12 protein-coding genes are annotated in these 13,743 nt (G+C 33.9%); 2 read left to right on the top strand and 10 right to left on the bottom strand.

All coding sequences use genetic code 11. From position 1 onward, the window contains the following. Positions 1-37: 37 nt before the first annotated feature. From KO493_RS06195 to KO493_RS06175, 5 genes are all read right to left on the bottom strand, one after another. Positions 38-826: an anti-sigma factor gene (locus tag KO493_RS06195; protein WP_216067072.1), complete on the bottom strand. Its 789-nt coding sequence runs from the start codon at positions 824-826 to the stop codon at positions 38-40. 14 nt (positions 827-840) lie between these two features. Continuing rightward, positions 841-1,371, bottom strand: a complete 531-nt coding sequence (locus KO493_RS06190; RefSeq protein WP_216067071.1) for an RNA polymerase sigma factor — start codon at positions 1,369-1,371, stop codon at positions 841-843. 66 nt (positions 1,372-1,437) lie between these two features. Beyond that, a complete protein-coding gene (gene murB / locus KO493_RS06185; RefSeq protein WP_216067070.1) occupies positions 1,438-2,451 on the bottom strand; it encodes a UDP-N-acetylmuramate dehydrogenase in 1,014 nt (337 codons plus the stop codon). Between the two features lie 4 nt (positions 2,452-2,455). Continuing rightward, the gene (locus tag KO493_RS06180) at positions 2,456-3,646 is read right to left on the bottom strand and encodes a pyridoxal phosphate-dependent aminotransferase (RefSeq protein WP_216067069.1); all 1,191 of its coding nucleotides are present in this window, start codon (positions 3,644-3,646) and stop codon (positions 2,456-2,458) included. Positions 3,647-3,853: 207 nt separating this feature from the next. Beyond that, positions 3,854-4,261: a DUF1573 domain-containing protein gene (locus tag KO493_RS06175; protein WP_216067068.1), complete on the bottom strand. Its 408-nt coding sequence runs from the start codon at positions 4,259-4,261 to the stop codon at positions 3,854-3,856. A gap of 282 nt (positions 4,262-4,543) precedes the next feature. Here KO493_RS06175 and KO493_RS06170 point away from each other — a divergent pair, with 282 nt between their 5' ends. Both KO493_RS06170 and KO493_RS06165 read left to right on the top strand, forming a co-directional pair. Then, positions 4,544-7,180: a valine--tRNA ligase gene (locus KO493_RS06170; protein WP_216067067.1), complete on the top strand. Its 2,637-nt coding sequence runs from the start codon at positions 4,544-4,546 to the stop codon at positions 7,178-7,180. Positions 7,181-7,563: 383 nt separating this feature from the next. Continuing rightward, entirely contained in the window at positions 7,564-8,667 is a 1,104-nt protein-coding gene (locus KO493_RS06165; protein ID WP_216067066.1) for an OmpA family protein, read from the top strand. A gap of 640 nt (positions 8,668-9,307) precedes the next feature. Here KO493_RS06165 and KO493_RS06160 read toward each other — a convergent pair. The 5 genes from KO493_RS06160 to ftsH form a co-directional block, all read right to left on the bottom strand. Further along, entirely contained in the window at positions 9,308-9,574 is a 267-nt protein-coding gene (locus tag KO493_RS06160) for an acyl-CoA-binding protein (protein ID WP_216067065.1), read from the bottom strand. After that, on the bottom strand, positions 9,575-10,231 hold the full coding sequence (locus tag KO493_RS06155; RefSeq protein ID WP_216067064.1) for a phosphatidylserine decarboxylase family protein: 657 nt from the start codon (positions 10,229-10,231) through the stop codon (positions 9,575-9,577). It lies immediately after the preceding gene. Then, positions 10,221-11,042 carry a phosphatidate cytidylyltransferase gene (locus KO493_RS06150; protein ID WP_216067063.1) on the bottom strand — a complete coding sequence of 274 codons (822 nt, stop codon included), beginning with the start codon at positions 11,040-11,042 and terminating at the stop codon, positions 10,221-10,223. The genes KO493_RS06155 and KO493_RS06150 overlap by 11 nt, the downstream gene beginning before the upstream one ends. A 1-nt stretch (position 11,043) precedes the next feature. Continuing rightward, a complete protein-coding gene (locus KO493_RS06145) occupies positions 11,044-11,652 on the bottom strand; it encodes an LUD domain-containing protein (RefSeq protein ID WP_216067062.1) in 609 nt (202 codons plus the stop codon). Between the two features lie 114 nt (positions 11,653-11,766). Then, positions 11,767-13,734, bottom strand: coding sequence for an ATP-dependent zinc metalloprotease FtsH (gene ftsH / locus KO493_RS06140; protein ID WP_216067061.1), 1,968 nt, complete (start codon positions 13,732-13,734; stop codon positions 11,767-11,769). Between the last annotated feature and the right edge of the window lie 9 nt (positions 13,735-13,743).

The following is a 13,743-nucleotide window of genomic DNA, read 5'->3' as shown; positions in this document are numbered from 1 at the left end:
TCATTCGAAACGAGGCTTTTTTTAGTTCAACTATGGATTAATGTAAACTAATTTCTGCTACTGAGTTTTCCTTAGAGGCGACGTTGTTGCCACCTTTAGGCTCTATGGTGATGCTCAGACCTTGAACATCTTCCATATATGGGATATTTCTTAATTTTCTATCGGCTTTATCTAAAATACCTAAATTCACCATTTTACCTTGCAAGTCTGCCCAAATTTGGTAGCATTGTTCTTTAGGTAATTGCGGTAATGAAACCACATCAATCATAGATGTTTTTTCTTTAGAGTTTATATAAGCTACTGTTTTTAAGTCTTTTGCTCTTTCATTTCCAGAGATAATGTACTTTTCAGTTTCTGGATTGTTTAACCTTAAAAGTTGCCTCATCATGCTATCAAGCATCTCGTTGTGTTTATCAATATCGCTTCGTAAATCAAAAATTTCCTCAACAACCACTTGGTTTTCTTCAGAAAGTTTTTGATTCTGATTATAAAAAATGTACGATGTTCCGGCAAAAAGTAAAGCTGCAATACTAGCGGCAACGCTAAATTTATACCACGATTTATACGCTTTTTGAGGTTTTAACTCGATTACAGGCTTTTGGTCTAATTCATCTAAAATATTATCTAAGATGCTTTTAGGGGCTTCAACAGCTTGGCTTTTTGCTACTACTTCTAGGTTCGATTGCAGGGTGTTGTATGCGTTCTGTACTTCTGGAAATCTTGATATATGGGATTCCACTTGTTTAGTTTCTTCAGAAGTAGTTGCTCCTAATAGATATTTGTCTAATAGGCCAGAATTTAAAAAAGTATGTACTTTCTCATTCATGACTTAAATTGTATTTAAGGATTGTAAATTTTTTTCAATTCACGTAATCCAATTTTTAATCTCGATTTTATTGTTCCTAAAGGAATATCTAATTCATCGCTAGCTTCTTGCTGCGTCATACCTTCAAAAAAGAGGGCGTTAATCACTATTTGATATTTTTCATCCAGGCTACCTAAATGTTTTTTAATATCTAAAACATCCTGATTGAGTTCGTTGGATGTTACCTTATATACGGTCGAAGTCTCCATCTGGACTTCATTGTTATTTTTATTTTTTTGTGATCTAACTTTGTCAATCGCAGTGTTATATGCGATTCTGTAGAGCCAAGTAAATAATTTAGCTTTAGAGGCATCGTATTTTTTTGCATACCTCCAGATTTTAACAAAAGTTTCTTGTAGTACATCTTGGGCTAGGTCCTCATCAATAATCACCTTACGGATTACTCCATAAAGGGCATCGGCATAGTTTTCATAAAGTAAACTAATGGCCTTTTTATCTTCTTTTTGAAGGAGGTTGACTATTTCTTTTTCTATTGCTGAAACCAATATATAACGATTTTTTATAGAACCTGCTGAATGTGCAAGTTTGCAAAGTTAGAAATTTCTTTTTGATTACAAGATATTAACTTCGGCTTCAATAGATATACCAAAAAGGCGTTTTACCGTTTTCTGTATTAATTTTGATAGGTTTAGAATTTCTTCACCAGTAGCGCCACCATAGTTTACTAAAACCAGGGCTTGATTTTTATGAACACCATAATGCCCAAATGTTTTTCCCTTAAATCCAGCTTTTTCAATAAGCCATCCAGCAGGGACTTTAACCGTCTCGTCTGAAACTGGATAGGAAGGTATGTCACTGAAATTCTCAGTTAATTTATTGAATTCGACTTTTGAAATCACTGGGTTTTTAAAAAAACTACCACAGTTTCCTATAATCTTTGGGTTAGGTAGTTTACTTTCACGGATCGCAATAACCGCCTTAGAAACGTCTTGAATAGTAGGGTTTGTAACCCCTTCATTCTCTAATTCTGAAGCAATGGCTCCATAATGTACATGTAACTTATGGTCTTTTTTTGTAAGCTTAAAATTAACATTAGTTATGATATATTTGCCTTTAGCTTCTTGTTTGAAAATTGAATTTCTATATCCAAATTGACAGTCGGCTTTGGTAAAAGTATGCATGGTTTTTGAAGCCATAGAAATGGCTTCACAAGATTCAAAAGCGTCCTTTAACTCCACGCCGTAAGCTCCAATGTTTTGAATGGGTGCCGTGCCAACGTTTCCTGGTATTAGAGATAAATTTTCAATACCGCCATAATTGTTGTTAATGGTCCAAAGTACAAAATCATGCCACACTTCACCAGCCTGAGCTTTTACTGTAACAAAATCCTCATCCTCAGAAACAACTTCAATGCCTTTGAAACCCAATTTAATCACTAAGCCATCAAAATCTTTGGTAAGTAACATATTACTGCCGCCACCTAAAATTAATTTATTAGGGTAGTCATTTAGTGAAAGGACCGTTGTTAGCTCATTAATATTATCGACTGAAACAAAATGTTTTGCTTTAGCATCAATACCAAAAGTATTGTATGGTTTTAAGGATGTGTTTTGTTCGATATGCACAGTTTTAGTCTTTATAGATTTTTAAGGCTTCTTTTAAAATATGAACTGCTTTTATTAAGCTTTCTTTGTTAAGTACGTAAGCAATTCGTATTTGGTTTAATCCAACACCAGGAGTTGAATAAAACCCATTTGCAGGTGCGACCATTATGGTTTCTCCATTTATTTCAAATTTTTCTAAAAGCCATTGAGCAAACTTGTCGGTGTCTTTTACCGGAAGTTCAACAATGCAGTAAAAAGCGCCTTTTGGCTTAGCAACTTTAATACCTTCTATTTTTTTTAGTTCAGAAATAAGAATGTTTCGGCGCTCCACATATTCGTGAATCACTTCATCAAAATAACTTTGCGGGGTATCTAGGGCAGCTTCACTGGCAATTTGTGCATATGTTGGCGGACTTAATCTTGCTTGCGCAAATTTTAAAACTGTATCCATAACTTTTTTGTTTTTAGAAACTAAAAAGCCAACGCGTGCACCACACATACTGTAGCGTTTAGATACCGAATCAATAATAACGGCGTGTTGCTCGATACCATCGACTTGCATAATGGAGTAATGGGTCTCACCGTCGTATATAAACTCGCGATATACCTCGTCGGCAATCAAAAATAAATCGTGCTTTATAGCTAAAGCGGCTAGTTGTTCTATTTCTTGTTTAGAATACAAGGTTCCTGTGGGATTCCCTGGATTACAAATTAATATGGCTTTAGTTTTATTGGTAATTAAACTTTCAAAAGTTTCAATAGAGGGCAGCGCAAAATTATCATCGATGCTACAAATAGCAGGAACAACGTTTACTCCTGTTGCCGTCGAAAACGCTATATAATTAGCATAAAATGGTTCGGAGATAATAACTTCATCTTCGGGATCCATGATGCTGCTAAATAAAAATTGTAAAGCTTCACTAGCCCCAGTAGTAACGATAATATCTTCATGAATCACTTTAATACCGTGCTTGTTGTAGTAGGTCGCTAACTTTTTTCTATAGGTTTCAGATCCTTGAGACCTAGAATAAGATAAAATATCAATATCACTATTTTTAACCGCATTTATGGCTACTTCAGGCGTTTTTATGTCTGGTTGTCCAATGTTTAAATAGTAAATATGCTTTCCGTTTTTAACTGCTTGTTCTGCATACGGAACAAGTTTTCTTATAGGGGAAGCGGGCATTTTGCGGCCTTTATTAGATATGGTTGGCATTTATATCAATTTAGGGTGTAAAGTTGAGAAAATATTATTAAGTTTTTCAATAAACGCGACTAAAATAGATGTATGCTTAAGAAATTGATTAGTTTGATAAGAAATAGCACGATCTTTTGTTAATTTATGTTATTGAATGCTATAATATGCAAAAGGCTTAAACACATGTTTAAGCCTTTTTGGTGTTTTGTGAATGAAATGCCTTGGTTATTGCATCACACTTTTGTCTTTTTTATCCATAACACCTTTCTTTTCAACAACTAGACCTTTAATTTTAAGAGCCACTGTTGGAGTTTCGGCATTTGAAATTACTGTAATGGTTTTTCTAATAGGGTTTACTCTATTGGTGTCATATTTTACTTCAATTTCTCCATTTTTACCTGGTAAAATTGGATCTTTTGGTTTTTTAGGTATGGTACATCCACAACTAGATGATACTTTAGAAATGATTAGCGGTTCATTTCCCGTATTTGTAAATTTAAAAACACGAACCCCATCTGAACCTTTTTCAATGGTTCCATAATCTATGGTATCCGACTCAAATTTAATTTTGGCCTGAGCATTAACCGATAAGCTAATTAACCCGATAAATAATATTGTAATTAATGATTTCATTTTTTATGTTTTTTTTGTTAAAATTTAATGACTTAGCTTAATTATTGCATGTGATAAGTCTTCAAACATACTTACTTTTCCGATAATCTGCAAAAATAAAAGATGTAATGCTTAGTTGTTAACACAATTCTTGAATTCAAATGTACGGATCACTTGTGATTGACCACCTTCATAAATGTTAAAATATCGGATTCTGCTTAGTTTATCAATTCATATAATAGTTTCACAGAAAAAGAAATATAAGTACTTTTGCACTTTATTATTCAAAAATTATTCCAAAGCATGCAAATTCCATCAAAATATGATGCCCATCAAGTAGAAGGTAAGTGGTACAACTACTGGATGAAACATAATTATTTTCACTCAGAACCTGATGAAAGAGAGCCTTATACCATAGTTATACCGCCTCCTAATGTTACAGGAGTTTTACACATGGGGCACATGCTTAACAATACGATTCAAGACGTTTTAATTCGTCGTGCGCGTTTACTAGGAAAAAATGCCTGTTGGGTACCTGGAACCGATCATGCGTCTATTGCTACAGAAGCTAAAGTGGTTGCTAAGCTTAAAGAGCAAGGTATTGATAAAAACAGTCTATCTAGAGAAGCATTTTTATCTCATGCCTGGGACTGGACACACGAGTATGGTGGTGTGATATTAGAACAGCTTAAAAAACTGGGGTGTTCTTGTGACTGGGAACGCACCAAGTTTACCATGGATGATGATATGAGTGAATCTGTCATTAAAGTCTTTGTTGATTTATATCAAAAAGGCTTAATTTATCGCGGTTATCGTATGGTAAACTGGGATCCTGAAGCCAAAACAACGCTTTCAGATGAAGAGGTTATTCACGAGGAACGTCAGGGGAATTTGTATTATTTAGAATATAAAATTGAAGGTAGTGACGATACGTTAACAATAGCAACTACGCGACCAGAGACAATTTTTGGCGATACGGCTATTTGTATAAATCCCAATGATGCACGTTTTGTTCACTTACGTGGAAAAAAAGCCATCGTACCAATTTGTAATCGTGCAATTCCTATTATTGAGGATGAGTACGTAGATGTTGAATTTGGTACGGGTTGTTTAAAAGTGACCCCTGCACACGATGAAAATGATAAAAATCTTGGAGATAAACATAACTTAGAGGTTATTGATATTTTTCATGATGATGCTTCATTAAATAGTTTCGGATTGCATTACGTGGGCAAAGATCGTTTTGTGGTCAGAAAAGAAATTACTCAAGAATTAGAAGAAAAAGGCATTTTAGTTAAAACTGAAACGCATATCAATAAAGTAGGAACGTCCGAAAGAACAAAAGCTGTAATCGAGCCGCGATTAAGTGATCAGTGGTTCTTGAAAATGGAAGAATTAGTAAAACCTGCAATAGAGGCTGTTTTAGGTGAGGATCCTGAGATTAAATTGTTTCCTAAAAAGTTTGAAAACACCTACCGCCACTGGATGGAAAATATTCGTGATTGGAATATTTCTCGCCAACTCATGTGGGGGCAACAAATTCCAGCATACTTCTATGGTGATGGTAAAAATGATTTTGTTGTAGCAGAATCCGCTGAAAAAGCCTTAGAGTTAGCAATAGTAGCTACTGATAACCCTGCTTTAAAAGCGGAAGACTTACGCCAAGATACCGATGCTTTGGATACTTGGTTTTCATCTTGGTTATGGCCTATGTCCGTTTTTGATGGTATTAGAAATCCAGAAAATGAAGACATTAAGTACTATTATCCAACTAATGATTTGGTTACAGGTCCTGATATTTTATTCTTTTGGGTAGCTCGTATGATCATTTCGGGCTATGAGTATAAGAATGAAAAACCATTCAACAATGTTTATTTAACAGGTTTAGTGCGTGATAAACAGCGCCGTAAAATGAGTAAATCATTAGGTAATTCACCAGATGCTTTAAAGCTTATAGAAGAATACGGTGCAGATGGGGTTCGCGTAGGACTTTTATTGAGTTCAGCAGCTGGTAATGATTTAATGTTTGATGAAGCATTATGTCAGCAAGGGAAAGCTTTTGGAAATAAAATATGGAATGCCTTTCGTTTAATTCAAGGTTGGGAAATAGATGAAACTATTGAACAGCCCGAAACATCTAAAGTTGGATTAGAGTGGTATGAAGCTAAATTTCAAAAAGCGTTAATAGAAATAGAAGATCATTTTAGTAAATACAGGTTGAGTGATGCTTTAATGTCTATTTATAAATTGATTATGGATGATTTTTCATCTTGGCTATTAGAGATCATCAAACCAGCATATCAAAAACCAATTGATGCTAAAACATACCATGAAGTAATTGCTGCATTTGAGAATAATTTAAAAGTATTACACCCATTTATGCCATTTTTATCTGAAGAAATTTGGCAATATATTTCAGAAAGAACACCAGAAGAAGCATTAATCGTATCTAGATGGCCAGAAACTAAGGTCGTAAAGGCTAATTTAATTGCGGAATTTGAATTTGCTTCTGAAGTGATTTCAGGAATTAGAAACATTAGAAAACAAAAGAATATTGCGTTTAAGGATGCTATCGCCTTTTCGGTGATAAACAATGAAAAAGCAACCGCTACTTTTGATGGTGTTATCGCTAAATTAGGTAACCTAGAAAGTATTTTGTTTACAAATGAAACTGTTGAAGGCGCATTAACTTTTAGAGTCAAGTCCAATGAATATTTTATTCCAATGGTTGGAGCTATTGATGTTGAAGCTGAAGTTGAAAAGCTAACTGAAGAATTAAAATATACAGAAGGGTTTTTAAAATCAGTTCAAAAGAAATTATCCAATGAACGTTTTGTTTCCGGTGCTCCTGAACAGGTGGTTGCTAGTGAAAAGAAAAAAGAAACCGATGCGTTAAATAAAATTGAAACCTTAAAAGCTAGTTTGGCAAATCTAACTTAGTTTTTTATTCATAAGCATTTATTATAAGGAGCTTTTCAATAATCTTGAAAGGCTCTTTTTTTTGCCTGCAGGATAAAATAGAGCCTTATGATATGTTTATTAGAAGAATGACATGCAGATTAAAAACGGGTTACGTTTGGCACTTTGGATGTGAGGTATTCTTAATAGCCGTTGAGTAAAAATCAAGGTTTCATTATTTATGCTTTACTAAAAGTAGAATTATATATTTGAGGTAGTGTTAAATCGTATTTTTTAGATTTTTTTAAGATTTATATGGATAAGTTATGAATAATCTTACCATTTTTTTATATTTGATACTCAAATCAAGTAATATTGGATCAATAGACTCACTGTTGATTATCAGTTGCTTAAATTAATTAATTATGAAAAAATTTTACTTTTTAAGTTTGCTCATGCTTGTCATGGGGTCCCTTTCAGACGTTTCTGCTCAATCGAGAGGAGAAAGTAGGGAAGGCGGATTTTATTTTGGTCTAGGTTATAACTTTGTTGATGACTCTGATACCGCAGGAAAAGAACCTTTTAATATCAGTGATAACTGGCATAGTACTGCTTATCCTAACCGATTAAATGTTGGTTATATATTAGGAAATAGTGGGTTGTCTGTTGAAGCTATTGGTAGTATTAATACTTTACAAGAAGGTAAAGTTAGAAATGGCCGAGTTTTAACAGAAGATCAAGATTACTGGGCTGTTGATGGTATGGTGTCTTTTAGTTTAGACAAATTTACCTCAAGAAAGGGGTGGTTTGATCCTTATTTACAGGCCGGTATGGGAGGTTCTTCACTTGATAATGATAGAATCCTTACTTTTAATGCTGGTGCTGGAGCTAACTTTTGGTTAGGAAAACAAAAAAACTGGGCGATCAACTTAAATACTATGGGTAAATGGGGGATCAATGAAGATAATAAAGGAGATAACCATATACAGCATGCTATTGGTGTTGTGTTCAAACCATTTGGAAAGAAAAAACAACCAGAGCCTGCACCTGTTGTAGAGAAGAAAGAGCCAGAGCCAGAGCCAGAACCAGTTGTTGAGGCTACTCCAGTTGTAGAGCCAACTCCAGAACCTAAAGTAGACGAAGAAGCTATTTTACGTGAAAAAATGACCTCTGACTTAAGTGAAGTTCGTCGTGTGTATTACCATTTTGATTCTTCAACTTTAACGTCAGACGATAAAGATATTGTAGATGAGCTTGTAGTATTCATGAATAAATATCCAACTGCTGTTTTAGATATTAAATCTCATGCAGATAGTAGAGGTGCAAAAGATTATAACCTTGAGTTGTCTCAAAAGAGATCTACAAGTATTGTAGATTATGCAGTGACTCACGGCATCGAAAGATCTAGATTTGTATCTGAAGGATTTGGTGAAGCTCAACTAAATAACGGATGTTCTGATGGTGTAAAATGTACTTCTGCAGAACACAGAGAAAACCGTAGAACGGATTATGAGTTAATTTGGAAATAAATAGAAATTAATTCAATTCAATAATAAATTTAAAAAAGGCATTCTGTTTTCAGAATGCCTTTTTTTGTGGTAAAAATTTAAGGGAGGTATTCTCCCGTTTTTATTAAGTTTTTTGGTAACAGATATAGTACTTCTTTAATTAAAGAAAGGAGCACGTGGCAAGGGGGGTGAAGAGTTTCATATTGTGTCGATCTAAAAATTTATGTTATAATAGTGCTCGTTCAAAATGATACTCCTAAAAAACGTAATAATATTTATGGGTTATTAAATAATATTGCCCTCACTTCTAATGCTAATTATGAGATTATGATAAACAGTAAAACCAGTTATGTTATTCTAAAGTGGTAACACTTCTCAACTTTAAACATACTTTTATATTAATACCTTGTTTTATTTTAATCGGGAAGTGGCGTCTCTAATACGCTACAATATTAATGGTTGGATTTATAGTGTTTTTGAGCTGTAATGTCGCGTATAATTTGTTTCTTTTTCGCCCATATTTCAATATAAAATAAAACTGCAGCTAAGGCTATGGTTGAATTTTATCTAATTATATTATGTCTAGATTTTATTAATGAAAATTGTGCTATAAGAAGAAATAATAAACAGCAAACTGCTAGATGAAAAAGTTACTCATCCCTTATTTTCTGTATAAAAAGTAATTATTGACAAGCTCAATATATAAGATCTTGGCTTCGTCTTCGGTTAACCCTTTAGCCTGAAAAAGCGCATTTGTTTTAAATGCATTTATAATGGGTTTTTTGCTTTTTGGACGACCATAGTCATTAGTGGCCTTTTTGTAGTAAGCATAGAGCTTTAATAAGGTGTCAGCAGGAAATGGCTCAGTATAAGCATTTACACGATTTACTGCTTGATCAAATTCAATATCTAAATCACTCTTACTCATTTATTTTTTTAATTCAGCAATAATACTTTCGCCTCCACGAACTTTTTGATTTAGTTCCACCTTAATATTAGTGTCCAATGGCAGGTATAAATCAACTCGAGATCCAAATTTAATAAAGCCAGAGTCCGTACCTTGAACTGCTTTATCGTTTAATGCAGCATAATTAACAATACGTTTGGCTAGTGCTCCTGCAATTTGTCTGTACAGTACTTTTCCGTAAGTTTCATTTTCTACCACTACCGTTGTACGTTCGTTTTCTTCACTTGCTTTTGGATGCCATGCTACTAAATATTTACCAGGATGATATTTGCTAAAAATAACATTTCCACTTATTGGATAACGTGTAACATGAACATTTATTGGAGACATAAATACACTCACTTGCAAACGCTTTTCTTTGAAATATTCCTTTTCGAATACTTCTTCGATAACAACAACTTTACCATCTACAGGAGATAATACTTGGTCGGCGTCTAATTGGGTATGTCGTTTAGGATTTCTAAAAAATTGAAGAATAAGTACAAGGAATACGATTAAAGTTAATAGTAACAAGGTTTTTAGCCAATTTACAGTAACGAAACTATCAACCAGTAAAGCAGATCCTATAACGATTATAAACGTTATCACTATAATTTTATAGCCTTCTTTATGAAACATAATATAAAATTCTTAAAAATAAATATATAAACGGTGCAGCAAAAATAATACTATCTAAACGGTCTAATAAGCCACCATGACCTGGCATGATTACGCCACTATCTTTCACTTTAGCTTGTCTCTTGAACTTAGATTCTATTAAATCTCCTAGCGTACCAAAAACACTAACAATAATACTTAAAACTAACCAACTTGTGGCGTTTAAGGTCTCGGTAAAGGTAGCAATAAAATAACTTGCTACACAGGAAAAGAAAAGTCCGCCAAGAAAACCTTCTACTGTTTTTTTTGGTGAAATAGATTCGAATAGTTTTTGTTTGCCAAAGTTTTTACCAACTAAAAAGGCAAATGTATCGTTTACCCAAATTAATATAAACGCCCCTAATAATATTTTCGGGTTGTATTCTTGGTGATTTGCTGTAAGAAGCACTAAAAAGACAAATGCACTGGACAGATAAAAAGTTGTAAGTAAGAATCGTTTAGTGCTAAATAATGGAATAGTCTTTTCGGAAAATAAATCTTTAATTAAAAATAGATTTACAAAAACCGAAAGTACTAAGAGGATATGAGTGGCTTCGATTAACCCTTCATTTGTATTCAGAACCGTTTGCCAATATCCGAAGAAGATATAAAGAATAATGAATATGATATAAGGAATATTGCTTTTAAGCTGAATGAGTTTTTGAAATTCAGCCAAACAGACTATTCCGAAAATACAAAAAAGTGCAATTAATAAATGTTCAAAATATAATGAAACAAGTAAAATTGATATATATAGAAACCCTGAAAGGGATCGAACAACTATTTCTTTCATTCTATAAATCTTCTAAGAGTAGGAGGTATAGGTTTTTAGCACTACTGCCATAGCTTAGGAAGTCATTATCTTCTCCAGATTTAAAATGTTTGATCGTAGTGATGTTAGTGGGAATTTGTTTCGAGTTTTTTGATTTGATACCTTTTAATCCTTCTCCAATAGTTTCAACTAACTGACTTGTTGTAGCGAATACTATGAAATTAAAGGGGAGTTCGATGAGTTTTTTTTCAAAAATTTGTTTTGATGAAATTAAGATAGATCCATCATTGGCAATTAAATTTTCGCAAGTTGTTAAGAAAAAAGGTGCTTGGTTTAATTTTTTAGTGGGATTGAGCTTTAAATTTTTAAATTTATTTTGTAATTCTGAATCCAATAGGAGGATATTTTCTTTTTGCCAATCATTTTCACTAATGATGTGTCCTAAGTTTTGATATACTTCCTTAAAGTCGTCGCAGTATAGAAATTTACCACCATTCGCCTTGAAGTTTATTGTAAAACGTTCATCAATAGGTAGTTTCTGTTCAGGCATGTAGCGTCCCCTATGATCCGATATAATCTCCTCGTCCGGTTTCTTAGATTTTGAACCAAAAATTTTTCTAAAAAGACTCATTAAGTACTGTGGTTATAAGAATTTGTGTTGAGAGGATCACCAAATATAAAAAATCTTAAACTAATCATATGATTAATTTAAGATTTTTGTAATGGACTTAAAAATTAAAACGTTTTAAGCTTGTTCTTCAGTCTTTTTTTCTTCTGGTTTAGAAGCTATAGCTTCTTCTTTCAGGAAGGCACGTTTACCGAATATTTTTTCAAGGTTATCTTTGAAGATCACTTCTTTTTCTAAAAGTACTTCAGCTAACTCGGTTAACTTGTCTTTATTTTCTTCAAGTAGCTTAATAGCACGTTGGTATTGCTCTTCAATAATAGCTGAAATTTCTTTATCAATTAAAACCGCGGTTTCTTCACTGTAAGGTTTCGTGAAACCATGATCACTCTGTCCAGAATCATAATAAGTCAAGTTTCCTACTTTATCACTTAAACCATAAATGGTTACCATGGCACGTGCTTGTTTCGTGACCTTTTCTAAATCACTTAAAGCTCCTGTTGATATTTTATCGAAGATGACTTTTTCTGCTGCACGACCACCAAGGGCGGCACACATTTCGTCTAGCATTTGTTCCGGACGCACAATTAAACGTTCTTCTGGTAAGTACCAAGCAGCACCTAATGAGCGACCACGTGGCACGATAGTAACTTTTACCAATGGTGCAGCATGTTCTAGCATCCAACTTACAGTGGCATGTCCAGCTTCATGAAATGCTACAGCTTTTTTCTCGCTAGGGGTAATTATTTTATTTTTCTTTTCTAGTCCGCCAATAATTCGATCTACGGCGTCTAAGAAATCCTGTTTGTCTACTGCTTTTTTATTATTTCTTGCGGCGATTAATGCAGCCTCATTACAAACATTTGCAATGTCGGCACCAGAAAAACCGGGTGTTTGTTTTGAAAGGAAATCCAAATCTAAGTTTTCAGCTTTTTTAAGCGGTCTTAGGTGAACTTCAAATATTTCTTCGCGTTCACGAACGTCTGGTAAATCAACAAATATTTGTCTATCAAAACGTCCAGCACGCATTAATGCTTTATCTAATATGTCAGCTCTATTGGTCGCAGCAATCACAATAACATTGGTGTTGGTGCCAAAACCATCCATTTCAGTTAATAATTGATTTAAGGTATTTTCGCGCTCATCATTACTGCCTGACATGGCATTTTTTCCTCTCGCACGCCCAATCGCATCAATTTCATCAATAAAAATGATTGAAGGTGACTTTTCCTTGGCTTGTTTGAATAAATCTCTAACACGAGAAGCTCCAACACCAACAAACATTTCAACAAAATCTGAACCAGATAATGAGAAGAAAGGCACTTTCGCTTCACCTGCAACAGCTTTAGCTAATAAGGTTTTACCAGTTCCTGGAGGACCTACAAGTAAAGCTCCTTTTGGGATTTTACCACCTAGGGTTGTGTATTTTTCAGGGAATTTAAGGAAGTCTACAATTTCTTGTACTTCTTCTTTAGCGCCTTCTAAACCAGCAACATCTTTAAACGTTGTTTTAACTTCAGTTTTTTCATCAAAAAGCTTGGCTTTTGATTTTCCGATGTTAAAAATTTGGCCGCCGGCACCTCCGCCAGCTCCACCAGACATACGTCTCATGATAAATATCCAAACACCAATAAGTAAGATAAAAGGTAGGATACCCATTAAAAGGTTTCCTAAGTCATTCGTTTCTGTATCAAAGGTTACTGATGGTTTTGTAGGTAAATCTTTTATACCTTCATTTAATTCGTTTTCAAAATTTTGAAGATCACCAAATTCAAATTTGTAATTAGGTAATTCTGTAGCCGAAGGGATAATGGATTGAGGCTTAGAGCCTTTATGAACTTCTTTAGATTGTGCATCAGAAGTTAAATAAACTTTGGCTACGCGTGTATTTTTTACAATGTTTACACGAGCTACATCACCATCTTTTAAATATTGGAAGAATTCTTGAGGTGTTGTAGTGTTACCACTTTCATAGCTATCTCCACTAAATAATTGAAATCCTAAAAATAAAGCGATTAATGCGCCGTAAACCCAATACGGACTAAATTTTGGTTTGTTGTCTTTTGGTTTTTTATTGTCCTTTGCCATTTGATTTTT

This window comes from Pseudotamlana agarivorans, assembly GCF_018860245.1.
Lineage (GTDB): Bacteria > Bacteroidota > Bacteroidia > Flavobacteriales > Flavobacteriaceae > Pseudotamlana > Pseudotamlana agarivorans_A.
Note: the sequence above shows the minus strand (reverse complement) of the source record. Positions and strands in the feature narration are given on the sequence as shown.

Coding starts and splice junctions, on each gene's coding strand:
- KO493_RS06150 (WP_216067063.1), bottom strand. CDS start 11,042: ATGAAAGAAATAGTTGTTCGATCCCTTTCAGGGTTTCTATATATATCA.
- KO493_RS06180 (WP_216067069.1), bottom strand. CDS start 3,646: ATGCCAACCATATCTAATAAAGGCCGCAAAATGCCCGCTTCCCCTATA.
- KO493_RS06155 (WP_216067064.1), bottom strand. CDS start 10,231: ATGTTTCATAAAGAAGGCTATAAAATTATAGTGATAACGTTTATAATC.
- ftsH (WP_216067061.1), bottom strand. CDS start 13,734: ATGGCAAAGGACAATAAAAAACCAAAAGACAACAAACCAAAATTTAGT.
- KO493_RS06165 (WP_216067066.1), top strand. CDS start 7,564: ATGAAAAAATTTTACTTTTTAAGTTTGCTCATGCTTGTCATGGGGTCC.
- KO493_RS06160 (WP_216067065.1), bottom strand. CDS start 9,574: ATGAGTAAGAGTGATTTAGATATTGAATTTGATCAAGCAGTAAATCGT.
- KO493_RS06195 (WP_216067072.1), bottom strand. CDS start 826: ATGAATGAGAAAGTACATACTTTTTTAAATTCTGGCCTATTAGACAAA.
- KO493_RS06175 (WP_216067068.1), bottom strand. CDS start 4,261: ATGAAATCATTAATTACAATATTATTTATCGGGTTAATTAGCTTATCG.
- KO493_RS06170 (WP_216067067.1), top strand. CDS start 4,544: ATGCAAATTCCATCAAAATATGATGCCCATCAAGTAGAAGGTAAGTGG.
- KO493_RS06145 (WP_216067062.1), bottom strand. CDS start 11,652: ATGAGTCTTTTTAGAAAAATTTTTGGTTCAAAATCTAAGAAACCGGAC.